At 70.5% G+C, this 19,262-nt stretch carries 19 protein-coding genes; 7 read left to right on the top strand and 12 right to left on the bottom strand.

The features are described from left to right. Position 1: 1 nt before the first annotated feature. The 4 genes from AB0927_RS32075 to AB0927_RS32060 all read right to left on the bottom strand — a co-directional run bounded on the left by AB0927_RS32075 (position 2) and on the right by AB0927_RS32060 (position 3,175). Positions 2-796 carry a cupin domain-containing protein gene (locus AB0927_RS32075; RefSeq protein ID WP_366671291.1) on the bottom strand — a complete coding sequence of 265 codons (795 nt, stop codon included), beginning with the start codon at positions 794-796 and terminating at the stop codon, positions 2-4. 51 nt (positions 797-847) lie between these two features. Further along, entirely contained in the window at positions 848-1,033 is a 186-nt protein-coding gene (locus AB0927_RS32070) for a 4-oxalocrotonate tautomerase family protein (protein ID WP_366671290.1), read from the bottom strand. An 89-nt stretch (positions 1,034-1,122) separates the two neighbouring features. Continuing rightward, positions 1,123-1,920, bottom strand: a complete 798-nt coding sequence (locus tag AB0927_RS32065) for a cupin domain-containing protein (RefSeq protein WP_366671289.1) — start codon at positions 1,918-1,920, stop codon at positions 1,123-1,125. A gap of 43 nt (positions 1,921-1,963) precedes the next feature. After that, positions 1,964-3,175: a hypothetical protein gene (locus AB0927_RS32060; RefSeq protein WP_366671288.1), complete on the bottom strand. Its 1,212-nt coding sequence runs from the start codon at positions 3,173-3,175 to the stop codon at positions 1,964-1,966. A gap of 336 nt (positions 3,176-3,511) precedes the next feature. On the opposite strand from AB0927_RS32060, the gene AB0927_RS32055 reads away from it, so the two are divergent. Then, positions 3,512-4,711: an ATP-grasp domain-containing protein gene (locus AB0927_RS32055; RefSeq protein WP_366671286.1), complete on the top strand. Its 1,200-nt coding sequence runs from the start codon at positions 3,512-3,514 to the stop codon at positions 4,709-4,711. 98 nt (positions 4,712-4,809) lie between these two features. On the opposite strand, the gene ssuE is transcribed toward AB0927_RS32055, so the two are convergent. The 8 genes from ssuE to metK all read right to left on the bottom strand — a co-directional run bounded on the left by ssuE (position 4,810) and on the right by metK (position 12,333). Continuing rightward, positions 4,810-5,373 carry an NADPH-dependent FMN reductase gene (gene ssuE, locus AB0927_RS32050; protein ID WP_366671304.1) on the bottom strand — a complete coding sequence of 188 codons (564 nt, stop codon included), beginning with the start codon at positions 5,371-5,373 and terminating at the stop codon, positions 4,810-4,812. Positions 5,374-5,417: 44 nt separating this feature from the next. Then, positions 5,418-6,671, bottom strand: coding sequence for an MFS transporter (locus tag AB0927_RS32045; RefSeq protein WP_366671285.1), 1,254 nt, complete (start codon positions 6,669-6,671; stop codon positions 5,418-5,420). A 66-nt stretch (positions 6,672-6,737) separates the two neighbouring features. Beyond that, positions 6,738-7,553 carry an S-methyl-5'-thioadenosine phosphorylase gene (locus tag AB0927_RS32040; RefSeq protein ID WP_366671284.1) on the bottom strand — a complete coding sequence of 272 codons (816 nt, stop codon included), beginning with the start codon at positions 7,551-7,553 and terminating at the stop codon, positions 6,738-6,740. Further along, a complete protein-coding gene (gene mtnC, locus AB0927_RS32035) occupies positions 7,550-8,299 on the bottom strand; it encodes an acireductone synthase (protein WP_366671283.1) in 750 nt (249 codons plus the stop codon). The genes AB0927_RS32040 and mtnC overlap by 4 nt, the downstream gene beginning before the upstream one ends. Further along, on the bottom strand, positions 8,296-8,874 hold the full coding sequence (locus AB0927_RS32030) for a cupin domain-containing protein (RefSeq protein ID WP_366671282.1): 579 nt from the start codon (positions 8,872-8,874) through the stop codon (positions 8,296-8,298). The genes mtnC and AB0927_RS32030 overlap by 4 nt, the downstream gene beginning before the upstream one ends. Beyond that, the gene (gene mtnB, locus AB0927_RS32025) at positions 8,871-9,569 is read right to left on the bottom strand and encodes a methylthioribulose 1-phosphate dehydratase (protein ID WP_366671281.1); all 699 of its coding nucleotides are present in this window, start codon (positions 9,567-9,569) and stop codon (positions 8,871-8,873) included. The genes AB0927_RS32030 and mtnB overlap by 4 nt, the downstream gene beginning before the upstream one ends. Next, complete coding sequence (gene mtnA / locus AB0927_RS32020) at positions 9,566-11,143, bottom strand: S-methyl-5-thioribose-1-phosphate isomerase (RefSeq protein ID WP_366671280.1); 1,578 nt, start codon at positions 11,141-11,143, stop codon at positions 9,566-9,568. The genes mtnB and mtnA overlap by 4 nt, the downstream gene beginning before the upstream one ends. Continuing rightward, entirely contained in the window at positions 11,140-12,333 is a 1,194-nt protein-coding gene (gene metK, locus AB0927_RS32015) for a methionine adenosyltransferase (protein ID WP_366671279.1), read from the bottom strand. The genes mtnA and metK overlap by 4 nt, the downstream gene beginning before the upstream one ends. 660 nt (positions 12,334-12,993) lie before the next feature. On the opposite strand from metK, the gene AB0927_RS32010 reads away from it, so the two are divergent. The 6 genes from AB0927_RS32010 (at position 12,994) to AB0927_RS31985 (ending at position 19,253) form a co-directional block, all read left to right on the top strand. Further along, complete coding sequence (locus AB0927_RS32010; RefSeq protein WP_366671278.1) at positions 12,994-13,920, top strand: TauD/TfdA family dioxygenase; 927 nt, start codon at positions 12,994-12,996, stop codon at positions 13,918-13,920. A 137-nt stretch (positions 13,921-14,057) separates the two neighbouring features. Continuing rightward, the gene (locus AB0927_RS32005) at positions 14,058-14,648 is read left to right on the top strand and encodes an alpha/beta fold hydrolase (protein ID WP_366671277.1); all 591 of its coding nucleotides are present in this window, start codon (positions 14,058-14,060) and stop codon (positions 14,646-14,648) included. A gap of 21 nt (positions 14,649-14,669) precedes the next feature. After that, complete coding sequence (locus AB0927_RS32000; RefSeq protein ID WP_366671276.1) at positions 14,670-16,286, top strand: condensation domain-containing protein; 1,617 nt, start codon at positions 14,670-14,672, stop codon at positions 16,284-16,286. Between the two features lie 29 nt (positions 16,287-16,315). Next, positions 16,316-17,047, top strand: coding sequence for a phytanoyl-CoA dioxygenase family protein (locus tag AB0927_RS31995; protein WP_366671275.1), 732 nt, complete (start codon positions 16,316-16,318; stop codon positions 17,045-17,047). A 32-nt stretch (positions 17,048-17,079) separates the two neighbouring features. Beyond that, the gene (locus tag AB0927_RS31990) at positions 17,080-18,462 is read left to right on the top strand and encodes a hypothetical protein (protein WP_366671274.1); all 1,383 of its coding nucleotides are present in this window, start codon (positions 17,080-17,082) and stop codon (positions 18,460-18,462) included. Continuing rightward, entirely contained in the window at positions 18,459-19,253 is a 795-nt protein-coding gene (locus tag AB0927_RS31985; RefSeq protein WP_366671273.1) for a hypothetical protein, read from the top strand. Before AB0927_RS31990 ends, AB0927_RS31985 begins: the two co-directional genes overlap by 4 nt. Positions 19,254-19,262 lie beyond the last annotated feature (9 nt).

The raw sequence follows: 19,262 nt of genomic DNA, 5'->3' as shown, positions 1-19,262 counted from the left end.
GTCACCTCACCTGCGCCGAGACGCCGGCGCGCTGGTAGAGGACCGGGTCGAAGGGGGTCGGGCCGCCGCAGGTGGCGAACCGTGCGGCCGCCGGATCCTCGTCGTCGTGGCGGGTGCCGTGCGGGACGCCGGGCGGGGCGAACAGCGCGTCACCGGGCGAGACGTCGATCCAGCGGTCCGCCAGGTACATCTGCCCCGTCCCTTCGAAGGCGATGAACGCCTCCTCGCTCTCGGGGTGGACGTGCACATTGAAGTACTCGCCGGGCTGCATCACGCCGCAGTGGAGGCACAGTTGCGGGGTTCCGGTGCCCGGCCAGAACAGGAAGTTCATCGTCGCGGTCCGCTCGGACGCGGCCACCTGGCCCGTCCCGCCGAACCCACGCAGCTGGGTGTCCGTACACCACAGGTTGCTGAAGCGGGCCTGCCTTGCCCCGTGGGTACGGCCGGGCAGCAGTCGGGTACGCCAGACGTAGGCGGTCAGGCCCTCGGTGTCCGCCGCGGCGAGACAGTAGCGGTCGCCCGTGGGGGCGTAGACCGCGTCGGCCCTGGCCACCCGCGCCCGTGATGCGCCGGAACCGGCCTCGCCGGAACCGGCGAACACGACGACGACGTTCTCCTCGTCCGCCGATCCCGCAGGCTCCCACCGTCCGCCCGGGGGAACCCGGACGACGTCGAGCCGGATGATGTCGGCGCCCAGCTCCGGACCGACCGCGGTCGCCACCGAGCACCCGTCCACCGGGCGGAAGGTGAGCTCCGACGCTCGGACGATCGCGCCGACCTGTTCAGAAACAGCCATCACTGTGCCTTCCTGACGCCCCGGCCGCTGCCGGGGCGTCATGTCGAACCGTCAGTTGTCCGAGGCAAGTCGGCCGCCCTTGCCCCAATGGGTCTGCTCCACGTCGCGGATGATCACGGTGACCGCGTCCTGCGGGCAGCCGGCGATCCTGGACACGGTCGCGGTGACCTCCTCGACGAGTTCGCGTCGGTTCTCGTGCTCGCTCCCGCTCCACCAGTCCACGGTGACCACTGGCATGAACACACACCTTCTCTGCGCATGAGGGGCGGATGCCCGCCGGATGGGCGGGCCGGGGCGACGGGCGCGCCCCGGCCCGTGGAAAGGCCCTAGACGAGCTCGGGCGACAGGCCCGCCGCGCGGTAGAGGCTCTCGTCGTACGGAACGGGCCCGCCGACGGAGACGAACAGCTCGGGAGCACCCGGACGGTCGGGGTTGCGGGTGCCGTGGAGGGTGCCTGAGCGGGCGAAGACGCCGTCGCCGGGCTCCATGTCGAGCCACTGGTCGCCGAGGAAGAACTGCCCGCTTCCCTCCATGGCGAACAGCGCGTCCTCGGCACCCGGGTGGGCGTGGATGTTGAAGGTGTTGCCCGGCGCGCCCATGCCGCTGTTGATACACAGGTAGGCGCACCCGTTACCGGGCCAGTGCGGGAAGTTCATGTAGGCCCGCCGCTCGCTTTCCACCGGGGCGATCTCCCCGGTGCCGGCGAACTTGTGGATGCCCTTCGAGGTGTCGTACACGGTGTTGAAGAGCCTCGGGGCGGCACTGCGGGGCCTGCCCTCGGGCAGGACGGCCCGCCAGAAGTACACCGTCATCTCGTCGCTGTCGGCGGTGAAGGTGATCTGCTGGTCCGTCGGCGCGTAGGCCGTGGAGCCCTTGATCATCGGGCTGGTCTCGTCGCCCACCTGCGCCGTCCCTGTGCCCTCGAAGACGATGGCGGTGGTCTCCTCCTGCCGGTAGACGTCGGGCTTCCAGCTCGCGCCGTGCGGGATGCACACGATGTCGACGGAGACGAACTCGGCGCCCACGTGGGGACCGACCGGGCGGCTCACCCGACAGCCGTCCTCCTCGGTGAACTTCAGCTCCCTGCGACGGATGACGACGCCGTGCTGGTCGAAACTGGTCACTGCGGTACTTCCTCTCGATGAGTGGGAGACGGTGGCTTCCGGTTCACGCGAGTGCCGGGGCGGCCGAGGCGCGTGCGCTGATCGTCGCGACGGTTCCCACCGAGTGCTCAAGGGCCGCGTCGAGCGCGGGGACGAGACTCTCTCCGTAGGTCGCCGCGTACAGCGGGAACGACGGCTGACCGCCCTGGTCGGCGAGATCCGCCACGAGTTGGTCCGGCAGTGGTGCGAGAAGGTCGATCTCGGTGCGGGAGACCCCGAGGAACTGCGGGCGGTCGAATCCCTCACCGAGCGTCAGGAAGAAGCGCGACAGCACCTCGCCCATCTCGGCCTCGTACGAGGTCATCCGGTCCGCGCCGATGGTCGCGCTCACCGACATCCGGTAGGCATGGCCGAGGTTCATGTAGTTGGGGCAGATGAGGGTCGAGCGGAGGTCCAGCGCGTCGGGCGGAGGCAGCGCCGACGCGGTCTCCTGCGGCAGGTCCGTCAGCTTGTTGTCCTCGCCGATCCCCCGCAGCGCGTAGCCACCGGTGTAGAGGGCGTCGACCCAGCCGCCGTAGTCACCGCGGGTGAGCGAGAAGGTGTTCATCATGTCGATGGGCACCTCGACAGTGCCGCCGGGGACGTGCAGCCCCACCTGCCGCTCCAGCGAGATCCGGTAGATCATCGCGAAGTAGGCGAAGTTGGTGGCGTGGCGGGCGAGTTCGAGAGCCTCGGCGTCCGTCGGGGCCAGGTCGTCCGCGGTGACCTCCGGGACGGGCTGGGTCAGCAGCACCTGGTGCCTGAACTTGGGTCGCTGACTGAGCAGTTGGGTACGCACCAGCCGACCGCGCCGGTCGCGGCGCCACCAGGCGTTGGGCTTCCAGCGGTTGTCGGTGACGTTGTTGTGCGTCAGCAGGGTGCGCAGGTGCGTGCCGCCGCCGGCGGTCCCGGTAGCCCGGGTGATCAGCCGCAGCGCGTACCAGGGGAACGCCAGCATGGGCGCGTAGGCGTTCAGGCTGGCGTGGGTCGAGGTGTGCACGACCATCGGCGATTCGATGAACCGGTGCAGCGACTCGTCGTCCCACCCCAGCAGCCGGCGCATCCGCTCCCGGTCGGCGGACGGCGCCCGGTGGACCCGCGGCTCGGCGGCCCTGACGAACTCCGCCAGCTGGCGGCGACGCTCGCGGACCTCGGCGCCCGGCGGACCGGCCGGCCGGAAGGAGCCCAGTACCTCACCGAGCGTGGGACCCGAGTCCTGATCTTGTTTCCTGGTCACGCAGTCCTCCTGTCGATGCAGTGGCACGGCGTCGGACGCTTCAATGGCTGTCCGGCCCCAGAATGCGGCCGGACAGCTCGGACATGTAACCCGTCGAACGTCTGTCCAGGGCAGCGGCGGTAAAGCTACCCGAGAACATCACCGAGCAATACCGCGACGGATGTGGCGTGGGTCACGCAAAATTCTCGGATTGTTTACGATGACACAGAAGGAAACCGACTGTTAGCATGCTCCGGGCAATCGAGATTTCGCCGAAAAGTCGTTTCGCCCGATCTCTGGAGCATATCGATGAAGCAGCTCCCTCATATTCTCCACATAGGCTGGATGCCTCGCGCGGTGGCCGCACTGACCCGCGCCGGGGCCCGGGTCACCTGTGCGGTTCCCCCCGAAGACATCGCAAAAGCCCAGGCAGCCGGCGTGTCGACAGTAGCCGTGACCGATCCGACGAACGTGGAGTCGATCCTCGGCGGCCTGGTCCGCGCCAATGTCCGGGTCAGCGAATTCGACGCCGTATGCAGCGTCCTGGAGTTCTGCGTGGTGTCGGCAGCGACCATCTCCGACCTTTACGGCTTCAGTCACGGAGCCGCGGTGAAGGCGCTCGGCATGCGCGACAAGTTCGTCCAGAAGGGGAAAGTCCGCAGAGCGGGAGTGGCAACTGCCGTATGCGAACTCGTGAATTCCCCCGCAACGCTTGACTGTGATTCGCTAGAATTCCCGAGGGTTCTCAAGCCCATCGATGGAAAGGGTTCTCAGAACACTTTTGTCGCACGGCATCCGGATCACCTCCGGGAATGTCTGGAACGGGCGTCCGCGTCGAGTGGCGGGCCGTGGCTCCTGGAGGAGTACGTCCGTGGCACGGAGTTCCACGTCGACGGGCTCGTGCGCGACGGCGAGGTGCGGGTTCTGGGCGTGTCGCGGTACCACCAGAACGTCATCGGAATGTCCACGGGTGGACTGATCGGGAGCACTGCCCTTCGGCCCGACCGGCACGAGGAGTTCTACCGGTCGATGCGCTCCCTCACCGGGACGGCGCTGAACGCCCTGGAGTACCGGGACGGCGTGTTCCACCTTGAGGCCTTCCTGGACTCCGACGGTCGCGCCGTGTTCGGCGAGTGCGCGGCCCGGGTGGGAGGCCTGTGGATCGACGACCTCTTCCAGCACGCCTTCCGCGTGAACCTGCGGGACGAGTGGGCGCGCGTGGTGCTCGGCAGGCCGTGCGGCCTGACCGCCGAGCCCTCCTACCCGGACGGCGTCGTGTACGGCGCGGTGTGCCTGCCGGTTCCGCTCGACGTCCTCCGGGCGATGCCGACCCACGACGAGGTCATGGCCCGTCCCGGTGTGGTGTTCTGCACCGTCGACGAGAGCCTGCTCAACAACACCGCCGCCGCTTATCTGCCCAGGGCCGGGCATGCGGTGGTCTCGGCAGCGGACGAGGACGAGCTGGCCCGCCGTCTGCAGGACCTGGTCGACTGGTTCTCGGCGAACGTCGTGACGGAACGGGAGGCCGGCCTCCTGCCGGTGGCTTCGGCCGACTGACCGACGCAATCGCCGGCGTGTGCCGCGCGGGGCCCGGCCGGAGGCCGTGACAGCCACGGCACGGGCCTCCGGCCGGAAGGCTTCCGGGCCCACGGCGCTCAGCCGGCCTCGGCCGGGGCGGCCGGCAGCAAGCGGTGGCCGAGCGCCACGGAGAAGCGTTCGACCACCTTCCGCAGGCCGGCCTCGGCCGCAGGCTCGACGGTCACGCCTGCCCGCTCATCGAAGGTGACGCAGCGGTCCAGGACGAACCACCCCTGGACGACGTGGAACGCCCCCATCGAGGACAGCACCGGCCGCAGCGCGTAGTCGATGGCGAGGACGTGCGCCGTCGATCCCCCGGTGGCCAGCGGCAGCACGGTCTTCCCTGCGAGGGCGTGCTGCGGGAGCCGGTCCAGCAAGCACTTCAGCAGTCCCGCGTACGCCGCCTTGTAGACCGGCGAGGCGATGACCACGCCCTCCGCCAGCTCGAACAGCTCTGCGACGCGGGTCAGTTCGGGGTGGGCCGGATCGGTGCCGAGCAGCGCGTCGGCGGACAGGGTCCGGACGTCCAGCGAGAGGACGGTGTGCCCCCGGGCGGACAGCATCGCGTCGACGTGGCGCAGCAGACCGGTGGTACGGGAGTGCAAAGAGGGACTTCCCGAAACGGACAGGACGACAGCCATCATCTCTCACTTCGCCGAAGGGGTACGGCCACGGGGGCGGACGATCAGACCGCTGCCTCCTGGGGGCCGGTGATGCCCACCATCCGGTTCTCGGCCCAGCGGGCGGCGGGCGGCACCGCGACTCCCGCGATCAGGAACATCGCACCCAGGAGCAGGCAGCCGACCCAGCCCCCGCTGACCATGGCGGTGGTGGCGACCACCGGCGTGAGGATCTGACCGAGGTCGCGTCCGACCCCGAACATCCCCTGGTACTGGCCCACGGCGTGCTCGGGGGCGAGTTCGAAGGACAGGCCCCAGGCGCCGGCCGACTGGAACAGCTCCCCCGCCACGTGCACTCCGGCACCGGCCAGCAGGAAAGCCGCGGCCAGCCACACCGACTGCCCGTCGGCCAGGGCCCACAGCGCGCAGCACCCGGCGAACAGGATTCCGGAGCGCAGTTGGGCGGTGGCGGCTCCGCGCACGGTGTCGGAGCCCTTGCTGGCGCGCACCTGGAAGACCGTGGCCGCGATCGAGTTGATCAGCACGATCACCGAGTACAGCGCCACCGGCACCTTCGTGTGGGTGGTGATGAACAGCGGCAGGGCCACCGTGAACAGGCCGAGGTTCATGCCGAGGACGGCGTTCAGCATGGTGAGCAGGACAAAGGGGCGGTCGCGCAGGACGACCCAGCGCGGACCGTCCTTCGTCCTGGGCACCGGGGGGACAGCCGGCACCCTCATCGTCGCCGCCGCCGAGACCAGGTAGCACCCGGCGGCGATCAGCACTACCACCTGGTAGGCCCGGCCGGTGTCGGCCAGCAGGGCGCCACCCGCGATGACGGCGCCCAGCGTCCAGCCGGCGTTGTTGACCGACCGGAGGTAGGCGCGGGTGCGCACCCGCTGATCGGGCGCCGCGGATCCGGCGATCAGCGCGCCCTCGGCGGCGAGTCCCGCCGATTCGAAGAGCGTCACCGCGCAGGCCACCACCAGGAACGCGGCGAAACTGTCGAGCAGCACGTAGCCGCAGAGCAGCAGCGCCTCGGCGGTCCGTGCGGCGGCCCGCAGCCCGCGCGGCCCGAAGACGTCGGACAGGTAGCCCGCCGGGACTCCGACGGTGAGGCCCACCAGCGAGGCGAGTGTCAGTCCGATGCCGACCTGCCCGGCCGGCAGGCCGACCTCCCGGGTCAGGTAGAGCGGCAGCACGGTGGCGAAGAGGCCGCGGCCGACCCTGCTGGTGAGGGCGGCGACCGCCAGCCCGCGGACCGGCCCCGGTTCCGGTATCACCGACCGCCAGAGCTCCGCTGTCCTCAAGTTCGGCATCTGTCTCCCTGTCGTTCTGTGCGTGCCGGGCACGCGTGTTGGGGGTCTCCCGGTGGGCCGAAGCGGCTACGGGAGGTCGAAAGGCAGTGTCACACCGGCAAGGGCTCCCGCACAGGCGCACCGGCGCTGCGCGGGGAGTCCGGCCACCGCTTCCAGCACCAGTTTGCGCAGGCGTTCGGTGTGCCGGGCGAAGACCTCGAACACCTCTTCCTGGGCGACGCTCTCGGTGGCGTCGATCCCGGCGTCGAAGTCGGTCACCAGGGCCACCGAGGTGTAGCAGAGGCCTAGTTCGCGCGCCAGCACCGCTTCGGGATGGCCAGTCATGTTGACCAGCGACCAGCCGGCCGAGGTGTACCACCGGGACTCCGCGCGGGTGGAGAAGCGAGGGCCCTCGATCACCACCATGGTGCCGCCGTCCGTGACGGCGTCGCCCGTCGTGGCGGCCGCCTTGACCACCGCGGCCCGGCCATCGACGCAGTACGGGTCGGCGAAGGAGACGTGGACCGCGCCCTCCTCGTAGAAGGTCTGGACGCGCCCGGAAGTACGGTCCACCAACTGGTCCGGCACCACGATGCTGCCCGGTCCCAGATCGCGCAGCAGCGAGCCGACCGCGCAGGGGGCGAGCACCTGACGGACGCCTAGCGAGCGCAGGGCCCAGAGGTTGGCGCGGTAGTTGATACGGTGCGGGGGCAGCGAGTGGCCGCGGCCGTGGCGGGGCAGGAAGGCGACGCTGCGGCCGGCCACGGTGCCGACGGAGACGGTCTCCGAGGGTTCCCCGTACGGCGTGGTCACCGCCATCTCCTCGGCGTCTTCGAGCAGTTGGTAGAACCCGCTGCCGCCGATCACCGCGATCTCGGCGACCCGGTCAGGTGCTGGGGTCATGTTGGGTCCTCGCCTCCGGGAGTGGGTGAGCCCGGGCCGGTCGGCCGGGGGCCGGTCAGCTCGATCTGGTCCAGGGCGGTCACCAGCGGGTGTTCACCCGTCGGCGCGCTCGGATCCTCGGGGCGGCGCACGGCCACCGTGCGCCAGCCCGCGGCGGCGGCCGCGTCGAGTTCTCCGACGCGGTCGCTGAGGAACACGGTGAAGCGGGGTTCCACCCCGATGGCCCGGCTGATGCTCCGGTACGAGGCGGCCTCGGTCTTGGAGCCAGCGTTGCGCAGGTCGAAGTGGCCGCGCAGCAGGGCGGACAGGTCGCCCTCGTTGCTCCGGCCGAACCAGTTGCGCTGGGCGGTCACCGAACCCGAGGAATAGACGTAACAGGCGATACCGGCCGCGTGCCAGGCGCGCAGGGCCGGCGGTACGTCCGGGTAGACGTGGCCGGTGAGGGTGCCGTCGCTGAAGCCCTCGGCCCAGATCAGCCCTTGGACCCGCTTGAGCGGGGCGGCCTTGACGTCGGCGTCGGCCCATGCCGTGAGCGCCGCCACGGCCTGGGCCTCGTCCACCGTCTTTCCCGCCGACTCCGATATCTCCGCGAGGAGTTCGGCATGGCAGGGGTCGTCGCGGTGGCCCGCGAACCAGTCCGCCAACCGGGCCCGAGCGTACGGGAACAGCACGTCGTACACGTGCGCGGCGGATCCGGTGGTGCCCTCGATGTCGAGGACGGCCGCCCGTACGGTCGCCGTGATCACGCGTCCGCCGACAGCAGCGCGTCGAGGTCCGGGAACCGGGTGGCGATGGTGTCGCCGGTGAAGTCCCCCACCCAGCCGTCCTTCTCCTTGAAGAAGCGGATGGCGGCGAACTGCGGGCGGCTGCCCATGTCGAACCAGTGACGGGTGCCCGCCGGAACCGACAGCAGGTCACCCGCCGTGCAGACGACCGCGTACACCTTGCCGTCCACGTGGAGGTAGAAGCAACCCGCGCCGTGGATGAAGAAGCGCACCTCGTCCTCGGCGTGCCGGTGCTCCGCCAGGAAGGTCGAACGGGCCTGACGCGCCTTTTCCTCCCACTCCGGCCCCGGCTCGGGCAGGAGCTGGGCCACGTCCACGACCCGCAGCCCCTCCCGGGCGCACAGGTCGTCGACCTCGGCCCGGTAGAGCGCGAGGACGTCCTCGGAGGACTCCGTCCCGGTGAGCGCGCCCCGCAGGCCCCACCGGCGGAACTCGACACCGCGGTCCCGCAGCGCCTCCGCGATCCGGTGTTCGTCGCCCGTGCGCAGCAGCACCTCGTCCGGCGCGTGCTCCGGCATGACCTGAAGCAGGGTCATGATCGTTTCACCTCGGCTTGGTTGGTGGTGATGGGGTCGGCCGGCCCGACACCGAGGACCAGGAGCTGGCAGATCGCCTCCAGGCACTCGAGGCGGTTGCGGGCCTCGGCGAGGTCACGCCCCCAGGTGGTGATTCCGTGGTGGGCGATGAGCAGTCCGGGCGGGGCCTGGGGAGTCCGTTCCAGGTAGCTCGCGACGTCGTCGGCGATGCGGTCCACATCCGGCCAGTTGGGGAACACCGGCAGGTCGGTCCGGGAGGGGTCGGCCAGGGCGAGTCCCTTCAGCAACTCGAAGTGTTCGAGCCGCAGCGGGCGCACCCGATCGGTCCGGACACCACTGGCCGTCGCCGTCGCGTACGGCGCGTGGACGTGGATGACGGCTCCGGCGCCGGTGGTCCGGTAGACGGCGGCGTGGATCGAGGTCTCGGCGGACGGCCGCAGCGCTCCCGGGGCGACGTCCCGCCCGCTGTCCGCGTCCACCACGACCGTGTCCCCGGCCGTCAGTTCGCCCTTGTCCCGCCCGCTGGCGGTGATCAGGGCATGGCGTTCGTGCGGGAGCCGGGCGGAGATGTTCCCGGAGGTGCCGGGCATCCAGCCGCGTCGGTAGAGGTCGCGGGAGAGATCGGCGAGGCTGCCGCCCACGCGTCGGCGGTCGGCGTCGGACGAGGGCGTGGTTCCGGTGGGGTCGACGGTCATGCGGACACCTTGCTCAGGGTCGAGAGACTGTGGGCGGACAACCGCTGTGCTCCGCCGAGGCCGAGCAGTTCGACCACCGCGGCCATCCCTGCCACCTCGGCGCCCGCGTCGGTGACGAGGCGGCCCGTGGCCGCGAGAGTGCCTCCGGTGGCGAGCACGTCGTCCACGCAGAGCACCCGCTCGCCGGGCAGGACAGCGCCCTTGTGGAGTTCCAGCAGGTCGTCGCCGTACTCAAGGCTGTAGGACGCCTGGTGGACGGGGCCGGGAAGCTTGCCCGGCTTGCGGGCCAGGACGAGCGGCGTGCCGGTCCGGACGGCGAGGGCCGCACCGAGCACGAAGCCGCGGGACTCGACGCCGAGGATCCGGTCGAACCGCCCGGCGAAGGTGTCGGCGATCCGGTCCGCGATCCGACCGAGCAGGCCCGGTTCCGCGTAGACACCGGCCAGGTCCCAGAAGAGGATCCCCGGCTGCGGGTGGTCGGGGAAGCAGGTGAGCAACTCGGTGACACGCTCCCCGAGTTCGTCCCCCGGCGGGCCGGCCGCGGCCGTCGGCCGGAAGACCTGCCGCTCCGAGACGACGGCGGTGATCAGTTCGGCCGGGGTGACGTCGAAGGCCGGGTTGAAGACGGCCGCTCCGGCCGGGGCGGTCGGCGAACCCGCGATGGTGGTGACCTCCGCGGCCGCCCTCTCCTCGATCAGGATCCCGCTGCCGGCGGCCAGTCGACGGTCCCAGGTCGACTCGGGGGCGACCACCACGAACGGGATACCGTGCCGGGCGGCCGCCACGGCCAGGCCGTACGTACCGATCTTGTTGGCGGTGTCGCCGTTGGCGGCGATCCGGTCCGCGCCCACCAGCACACAGTCCACCAGTCCGCGGGACATCGCGGCGGCTGCGGCCGAGTCCACGCACACCTGGTACGGCACTCCTGCCTCGCCGAGTTCCCACGCGGTCAGGCGTGCGCCCTGCAACAGCGGGCGGGTCTCATCCACCAGCACGTTGGCGACCTGTCCGCGGGCGGCGAGTTCCAGAATCGTGCCGAGGGCGGTGCCGACCGCGGCGGTCGCCAGCCGACCGGTGTTGCAGTGGGTGAGGATGCGCAGCGGCCGGTCCGGGGTGAGGGTCGCCACCAGGTCCGCGGCGTTCCGTACGGCGGCCCGGTTCACGGCGGCGTCCTCGGCCAGCATCGACACGGCCTGCGCCAGGACGGCCTCGGGCCCGTCGGCGAGCCGCTGAAGCGCCCGTTCCACAGCCCAGGCGAGGTTGACGGCGGTGGGCCGGGCGGCGACGATCCGGGCGCTGTCGGCGCGCACCGCCGCCTCGTCCACCGCTCCGTCGGGCCGCGTCCGGTTCAGGTGGGCCGACAGGGCCACACCGAGCGCCCCGGCCAGTCCGATGGCAGGGGCACCGCGCACGGACAGGGAGCGGATGGCGTCGATCAGCTGGTCGACCGTCTCCAGCCGCAGCACCCGGTACTCGTGGGGCAGCGCGCGCTGGTCCACGGCGAGCACGGCACCGTCGTCCCAGGTGATGGACGACCGGAACGGGCCCTCGGGGGTGTTCTCCGGCCGGTTCACGCGACGGCCGCCTTCAGCTCCCCGACCCTGTCGGTGCGTTCCCAGGTGAAGTCCGGCAGCTCGCGGCCGAAGTGTCCGTACGCGGCGGTCTGAGCGTAGATGGGGCGCAGCAGGTCCAGATCGCGGATGATGGCGGCCGGGCGCAGGTCGAAGACCTCGGTGACGGCCTTCTGGATGCGCGGGACGGAGACGGTCTCGGTGCCGAAGGTCTCGACGAACAGGCCGACCGGCTCGGCTTTGCCGATCGCGTACGCGACCTGCACCTCGACCCGGCGGGCCAGGCCGGCGGCGACGATGTTCTTGGCGACCCAGCGCATCGCGTACGCGGCCGAGCGGTCCACCTTGGACGGGTCCTTGCCGGAGAAGGCGCCGCCGCCGTGGCGGGCCATGCCGCCGTAGGTGTCGACGATGATCTTGCGGCCGGTGAGGCCGGCGTCGCCCATCGGGCCGCCGGTCTCGAAGCGGCCGGTCGGGTTGACCAGCAGGCGGTAGCCGTCGGTCTCCAGGGCGATGCCGTCCTCGGCCAGGCGCTTCAGCTCCGGCCCGACCACGTGGGCGCGGATGTCCGGGGTGAGCAGCGACTCCAGGTCGATGCCGGCGGCGTGCTGGGTGGAAACGACCACGGTGTCCAGGCGGACGGCCTTGTCGCCGTCGTACTCGATGGTGACCTGGGTCTTCCCGTCGGGCCGCAGGCAGGAGACGGTCCCGTCCTTACGCACCGCGGAGAGCCGCTGTGAGAGCCGGTGCGCCAGAGTGATCGGCAGCGGCATCAACTCAGGTGTCTCCTCGGTCGCGTGACCGAACATCAGGCCCTGGTCGCCCGCGCCCTGCCTGTCCAACGCCTCCGCACCGACGGCCAGGGTTCCGTCCACGCCCTGCGCGATGTCGGGTGACTGGGAGCCGATGGAAACCGAGACGCCGCAGGAGGCGCCGTCGAAGCCCTTCTCGGAGCTGTCGTAGCCGATCTCCAGAATCCTGTCACGGACGAGCTGGGCTATCGGCACGTACGCCTTGGTGGTCACCTCGCCGACCACGTGCACCTGGCCGGTGGTGATGAGCGTCTCCACGGCGACCCGGGACGTCGGGTCCTCCCGCAGGAGTGCGTCGAGGATGGCGTCGCTGATCTGGTCGGCGATCTTGTCGGGGTGTCCCTCGGTCACGGACTCCGAGGTGAACAAGCGGCGAGACATGCCCCTCCTGGGGTATCGGCGGCCGGGCGTCGCTGGCCGACGGAGCGGGGCGAGGCCGAACAGCGTCCATGACGACGGCTCCGGGGACGGACACGGAGCGGAGGTGTCGCCTGCCGCCCGGGAGCACCGCTTCGGCACCGCCCAGCGCGGGCCCAACGCCGGCTGAATACGACGACAGTCGGCGGGCGGATCCAGAGCAAGTGGTTCGCCGGGCACCCACGGCCCGGATCTCGAACAAAGCGCATGACACCCCCCGGTACCCTCGCGAAAGCTCCTGCCGGAACTTCTCCAGGACTCGGGAGGCGCTTTTTGCCGCCACCACGCTAGATCTCGGACTTGACGAGGTCAAGACAGAGTCGACGCGGGGTGGCACCCCACCGCTAAACATCCTGGCGAGTGATGTACGTCATATGGACGCTTCAATTGGGTCGACCTATCGTTCCCCGTTGGCGCCACGAGCTGAGTCGATTATCCAACCCGGAATCACCATGCAAATCCGGCGATGAATAATTTTCGTCAGTGAATGAGGTAGAAGTGGACAAACTCCATTCAATGGGCGATGGGTGGCTGGGGGAAAATCTCGCGAAGGATGAGGGACTCTGGCGGGTCCCGATCCCTCCCGAAGCAGCGGCCGAACTGATCGCTGCGGCCCGCGCCGAAGTGACCGCGAACCGCCGGCCCGACCTGGGCGCACCGCGCCCGGCCGATCTGCCGCACAGCACCGCGTTCGCCGCCGAGCTCCACTCCCGGCTGGAGGGCGGCCTCGGGTGCGTGGTGGTCACCGGATTCCCGGTGGCGGGCGACGACCCTCGCGAGACCGAGATGGCCTACTGGCTGCTCGGACTCCTCCTCGGAAGACCGGTCTCGCAGAGCCGCAAGGGCGACCTCCTGGGCCGGGTCGAGGACCGCGGAGCCGACATCTCCAGCCCCGTCCAACGCGGCTACGAGAGCTCGGCCGAACTCCCCTTCCACGTCGACCGCACCGATGTGATCGGACTGCTGTGCATCCGCCCCGCCGTCGCGGGCGGTCTGAGCCGCATCGCGTCCTCCAGGACGGTGCACGACCTGCTGCTCGCCGAGCGTCCGGAACTGCTCGCCGAGCTCTACCAGCCCTTCCCGAACGACCGGCGTGGCGAGGAACAGCCCGGCGAGCAGCCGTGGTCCGGCATCCCGGTGTTCAGCCGGACGGACGGCCACTTCGCGATGCGCTACGTCCGCCGCTTCATCACCGGTTCCCAGCGGCATGCCGGTGCGCCCCGGCTCACCGAGAGCCAGCTGGCCGCGATGGACGCCGTCGACGAGATCCTCCAGCGCCCCGGTGTCGCACTCGACATGGAACTACGGGCGGGCGATCTCCAGCTGATCAACAACTTCAGCGTCCTGCACGCCCGGACCGCGTTCACCGGTGGCGGGGGACAGGGCCGCCTGCTGCTCCGCCTCTGGCTCGCCTTCTCCGGCAGCCCCGTCCTGCCCGAGGGATACGCGTCACTGTACGGAGCGACCGCGGCCGGCTCCTACCGCGGCGGCGTGTGGCCGACCGGAACGGTCCCCGCCGACCTCGGTCGACCCGTCTCCCAGTTCGGATGACGCCGGACGCACGGCTTCCCGGGAAAGACCCGCCACCGACCGCCACGCCACCCGAACTGGCGGCCGTCGGATCCGTCCGGTTACTCGACTTCGATCGTGTGCCCGGTACTGCCGACGAGCGCGGGGCCCCGGGCTCCATGCTGCTGCTGCACGGCTTCGGGGACGACAAGACCGTACTGCGGCCCATCGGGGACGCGCTGTGCCCGACGGGTGCGGTCGCTGTGTATCCGTCGCTTCGTGCACACGGCGCCAGTCCGGCCCCGGCCTGGGGATATTCACCGCTGGACTTCGCCGCCGATGTCCAGCGGATCGCCGACCCCCTGCCCCGCCCGGTGCATGTGGTCGGACATTCCTACGGCGCGTTGGTCGCTGCGGTTCTCGCCGTTTCCCTGGGTCCTTCCTTAATTGCCAGTGTCGCCCTTCTCGACCAGGCTTTCGAGCCGTGCATGGAGCGCTACGAGGCCGATGAATGGGCAGAGGGGAGTTTCCTTAAATGGCATTACGATTACAGCCATCTGATCGATGCCATCAGCTCTCTCGGAACACCTGTCCTCTCGGTGATCGCCCGCGACAGTCCCGTCGTCCCGGAGGGCGAGCGCACCAGGATGCTCTCCCGTCGAACGACCAGGACATTCTCCTGCGTACTGACCGAGGGCAGTCACACGTCATTCCTGCGGGATTCCGCGGTTGAAATTCTCGCGGACTTCTATCAGGCCACATTCGGATGACCCGGGGCTGGAGACCTGAACGTGACTGTGCATCAACCTTCCGCCGCCGTCGGCACCACCCTCGATGTCCTGCTCCGCATCCACCGTGAGGTGCTGGAGTCCCAGGACGTCGGCGCCACCGACAACTTCTTCGACCTCGGCGGCAACAGCCTGCTGGCCTTCCGGGTGATCAAGCGGACCGCCGAGCGACTCGGGGTCCGGGTGTCAGCCAGATCGGTCTTCACCGCGGACTCCATCCGCCAGCTCGCGGACCGCGTCGAGGAGGCGCGCAGAGCCGGTCGGACGCCGAGCGGCGGCTCCACCGCCGCGGCGGCCCACCAGGGCCGGGCCTCGATGGCCCAGGAGTGGGCCCTGCTGTCCAGCCTGAACGACCCGGACGCGCCGGCGCTGCAGTTCCACGTCGCCTACCGGTTACGCGGCCCGCTCGACCTGGCGGCGCTGCACGGCGCTCTCCAGACGCTGACCGCACAACACCCTTCCCTGCGCACGGTGTTCCGGGTGCAGGACGGCACCGTACGCCAGCACGTGATGCCCGAGGCGCTCCCCGAGCTGTTCGTGGAGGACGTCCGCAGGCTGCCCGAGGGCGAACGCACCGGGGAGGCACTGCGGATCCTCGACGCCGAGGTCCGCCGGCCCTTCGACCGGTACGCCGGGCCGCTGATCCGGGCGCACCTGGTGCGTTCCGCGCCCGACGAGGCCTACCTGGCCCTGGTCTTCGACCACATGGGCGCGGACGGCTGGTCCCTGGACGTCCTCACCGCGGACCTCGACGCCGCCTACCGGGCCCGGCTCGACGGCGGCCGTGCCGAACTCACCGACTCCGGCAGCTACGCGGACTGGTCCGCGCGGCAGTGGGACCGTTTCGAGCACGGCCGCATCGACGAAGTCGCGGAATACTGGAAATCCCAACTGGGCGACGATCCTTCCTCGATCGCCATCCGGCTGCCCGGATACCGTCCCAACCAGGGGCTGTCGGATCCGGCCGCCCTGCATCTGGCGGTGCCGGGTGAGGTCGGCGAGGCGCTGGACGCCGTCTGCCGCAAGCTCCGGGCGACTCCGTACTGTGTCACCATCGCGGCGCTGAAGGCCCTCGTCGCCCATCAGACCGGCCGGTCCCAGGTCACCCTGCTCACCAGCTCCGCCAACCGGCTGGAGCCGGAATTCCAGGACACCGTCGGCTGGTTCGCCAACGGTGTCTTCCCGACCACCGACGTCGACCTCGGCCTGCCCTTCGACCGGTTCGTCGCCCGCGTCACCGAGACGGCGCTCGCGGCCACCGCGCACGGCGACCTGCCGGCCTGGTACGTCCGCCGCGCGATGTGGCCCCAGGTGCCCAGCGGATTCCGCAAGGACCCCGGCATCTATTTCATGTTCAACGAGCTGTGGGGCGGGTCGCTGCGGCTCGGCGACCTCACGGTCGAGCCAGTGGCCCTGCCGGAGACCGCCGATTCCCCCGGCCTGCACATGTGGCTCCTCCGGGACGGCACCACCCTGCAGTTCACCGCGCTGTACTACCGGTCCGAGTACCCGGACAGGTACGTCCACGAGTTCGCCAGGGCATTTCTCGCCGCCGTCGCGGCACTCGCACGCCGCCCGGACCAGCCCATGCGCGAGGTCCTCCGGTCCGGCGGCTCCTGACCCTTCCAGCAGACAGGAACCTGATCGACATGCCCACCATCGACATGGCCTCCTACCGCCGGGACGGCTACCATCTGCTACCTGGCCTGCTCGGCGCCGACGACCACCGCCGGGCCGTCGAGTTCTTCGACACCCTCGACGCGGCAAAAGACGTGGCGCCCGAGTACGAGGCGGAGTACGACGAGGCGGACGGCGTCCGCCGACTGCGCAAGCTCCGCCGCCTGCTCTGGAACGACCCGGAGATCTGGGGCCCCGTCCTCAACCGCACCGGTGCCACCGCGATCGCCCGGCAGGTCATCGGTGACCAGGCCGCCGTCGTCTTCCACGCCGCCTTCCTCAAGCCCGCCCTGGTCGGCACCGAGGTGGCGCTGCACCAGGACCAGGCGCTGTGGACGTACACCTACCCCAAGGCGTTCAGCGTCTGGTTCGCGCTGACGCCCGTCCTGCCCGCCAACGGAGGCCTGTTCGGCTGTCCCGAGTCGCACGCCGACGGGCACATCCCGCACCGCGACCGGCCGCACTACCGCTGGCACGCCAGCCTCGACGTCGCCGAGGACGGCCTGCGCGAGCCGGTCCAGTTCGAGCTGTCCCCCGGGGACGCCGTCATGTGGGACCGCTTCTTCGCCCATGGCAGCGCTGCCAACACCTCCCCGAACGACCGCCGCGGCATGGTGGTCGTCTTCGCAGACGCCTCGGACCCGGAGTTCCGCGCCAAGGACAGTTTCCCGCTCAGCGACCTGGCCGCTCTCGGCACCGCCTGACCCGGGCACACCGACGATCTGCAGGAGACCTTGTGACGTACATCATCGACAGCACCCTGCGTGAGGGCATGCAGTCGGCGCACGGCCGTTTCACCGTGGAGCAGAGCGTCGAAGTCGCCTCGCTGCTGGTGCGTTCCGGCGTCAACGCCATCGAGTGCGGCCACCCGGCCATCGGCCCCGACGAACTGCTGCGGGTCTCCGCGGTGGTGGAGGCGGCCGGCGACGTCCCGGTGCTGGCGCACGCCCGTGCGGACATAACCGACATCGAGGCCGTCGCCAAGACCGGCGCCGCCTGGGTGGGCATCTTCCTCGGCGTGAACGAGGTGACCCGGCGCTCCCGACTCCCCGGACGCACCCTGAAGGAACTCTTCGACCGGGTGGAGGAGTCCGTCTCCCACGCCCGCAAGCTCGGCCTGCGGGTCCGGTTCACGGTCGAGGACAGCAGCCGCACCGACTCCGGCGAACTCGTCGAGGCCTACCTCATCGCCGCCGAGGCCGGGGCCGAACGGATCTGCTTCGCCGACACCCTTGGCCTCATGGAACCGCACCAGATCACCGAGCGGATCGGCAACCTGCAACGGCTCTGTCCCGGCACCGACATCGAGGTGCACCTGCACGACGACCGAGGCCTGGCGCTCGCCAACGCGCTGGCGGCCGTCGACGCCGGCGCGACGTGGGTCTCGACGTCGGTCAACGGCCTGGGTGAGCGGGCCGGGATCACCGACTACGCGGCCCTCGCCGTCAACCTGCAGTACCGCGGCACGCGCCAACTGGCCGACGCGACACTGCTGAACGAACTCAGCCACCGGGTCGGCGCCTACTCGCGCTCGATGCCTGACCACCGCCGGCCCGTGGTCGGCCGCGACATCTTCCACCACGTCGCCAAGCTCCACGTCGCCGCCGTCGAGCGCGAGCCCGGATCGTACGAGTGGCTGGAGCCCGCGCTGCTCGGGCGCACCAGCACCACCCGGCCGACGGGTGTGTCGGGCAACGCGGCCGACTGGATCGTCGACCCGAAGGTCATCTCCGCCACCGAGCTCCGCTACCACCGCAAGGGCCCAGGCGACCGCTTCGTCCTCGTCGACAACCGCTTCGTGCCGGGCGCGGAGCAGTACTGCATCGCGCGGCGCATCCCGACGCTCGACGACTACGGCCCCGGCCACGTCGACACCCACGTCCACCACTGCGACAGCCTCTTCGTCTTCCTCGGGGAGGAGGACGGCTACGAGGGCCTGTCCGTCGAAGTCACCCTGGGCAACAAGGTGTTCGCGGTACAGAGCCCGGCCTCCGTCTTCATCCCCTCCGGTGTGTCCCACGGCTACCGCGTCGTCGGTGGCGCCGGGACCTACCTCAACCACGTCCTCGCCGGCGATTACAACTCCAGCCTGCTCGACCCCCTCGGGAGCAACGCATGACCAGCCAGACCGTCAACGAGAAGTCGACCGCGTGGGACCTGATCGGTTCCCTCTTCTGGGAGTCCGGCCGGACCACGGCCAAGCCGAGCGACGAGGAGATCGCGCTCTTCACGACCGGCGTCCGGCCCGGCTCGCGCTGTACCGTCGTGGGCGCCTCCACCAAGGATCTGGTCGAGGCCCTGATCGCGCTCGGTGCCGTGGTCACCGTCCTCGACTTCTCCGAGCGCATGTGCCGCGACCTGCGTGAGGCCCTGCCGGCCGACTCCTGTGAGGTACTGCGGCACGACATCACCCGGCCGGCGCCGGAGCGGCTGCGCGGCACCCAGGACTTCGTCCTGAACGACCGCCTGGTGAACCGGTTCAGCGAGACCGAGGCCCGCAAGGGCATCGAGGGCATGCTCGACCTGCTCGCCGATGGCGGCCAGATCCGTGCCTCGATCAAGCTCGGGCTCTACCCGATGGACGAGCGCATGATCGCCACCGGCCGGGAGCGCGGCTCGCTGGAACGCTTCTACGACGCCGACAAGAAGGTCATCGACTTCTCCGCGGCCGGGGACGTGCTGACCGACTCCCTGCTGCCGCACGGCGAGATCGACTCCGAGCTGCTGCTGCGGTGGTACCGCGGCCGCGGCAAAGAGCAGCGCTTCGACCATGAGGACATCACGGCCCTGCTGGCGAGCGCGGCGGTCGGCGAGCGGGCACTGCGCCTGGTCTCCGTGACCGACTTCGGCCAGGCCCCGGCGACCCGGATGTACACCGCCGAGGCCGGCCCCGCGCGACTGGGCGTCTGACCGTGTGCG

The organism is Streptomyces sp. NPDC048106 (genome assembly GCF_040706415.1).
In the GTDB taxonomy this organism is placed as follows: Bacteria; Actinomycetota; Actinomycetes; order Streptomycetales; family Streptomycetaceae; genus Streptomyces.
The sequence above is the reverse complement of the archived record's forward strand: the minus strand, read 5'-3'. Positions and strand labels throughout refer to the sequence as shown.

What these genes read in the sequence shown, in the direction of transcription:
- AB0927_RS32005 (WP_366671277.1), top strand. Translation starts at nt 14,058, where the DNA reads ATGCTGCTGCTGCACGGCTTCGGGGACGACAAGACCGTACTGCGGCCC.
- ssuE (WP_366671304.1), bottom strand. Translation starts at nt 5,373, where the DNA reads ATGGCTGTCGTCCTGTCCGTTTCGGGAAGTCCCTCTTTGCACTCCCGT.
- AB0927_RS32030 (WP_366671282.1), bottom strand. Translation starts at nt 8,874, where the DNA reads ATGACCCTGCTTCAGGTCATGCCGGAGCACGCGCCGGACGAGGTGCTG.
- AB0927_RS31985 (WP_366671273.1), top strand. Translation starts at nt 18,459, where the DNA reads ATGACCAGCCAGACCGTCAACGAGAAGTCGACCGCGTGGGACCTGATC.
- AB0927_RS32040 (WP_366671284.1), bottom strand. Translation starts at nt 7,553, where the DNA reads ATGACCCCAGCACCTGACCGGGTCGCCGAGATCGCGGTGATCGGCGGC.
- AB0927_RS31995 (WP_366671275.1), top strand. Translation starts at nt 16,316, where the DNA reads ATGCCCACCATCGACATGGCCTCCTACCGCCGGGACGGCTACCATCTG.
- metK (WP_366671279.1), bottom strand. Translation starts at nt 12,333, where the DNA reads ATGTCTCGCCGCTTGTTCACCTCGGAGTCCGTGACCGAGGGACACCCC.
- mtnB (WP_366671281.1), bottom strand. Translation starts at nt 9,569, where the DNA reads ATGACCGTCGACCCCACCGGAACCACGCCCTCGTCCGACGCCGACCGC.
- AB0927_RS32070 (WP_366671290.1), bottom strand. Translation starts at nt 1,033, where the DNA reads ATGCCAGTGGTCACCGTGGACTGGTGGAGCGGGAGCGAGCACGAGAAC.
- AB0927_RS32045 (WP_366671285.1), bottom strand. Translation starts at nt 6,671, where the DNA reads ATGCCGAACTTGAGGACAGCGGAGCTCTGGCGGTCGGTGATACCGGAA.
- AB0927_RS32075 (WP_366671291.1), bottom strand. Translation starts at nt 796, where the DNA reads ATGGCTGTTTCTGAACAGGTCGGCGCGATCGTCCGAGCGTCGGAGCTC.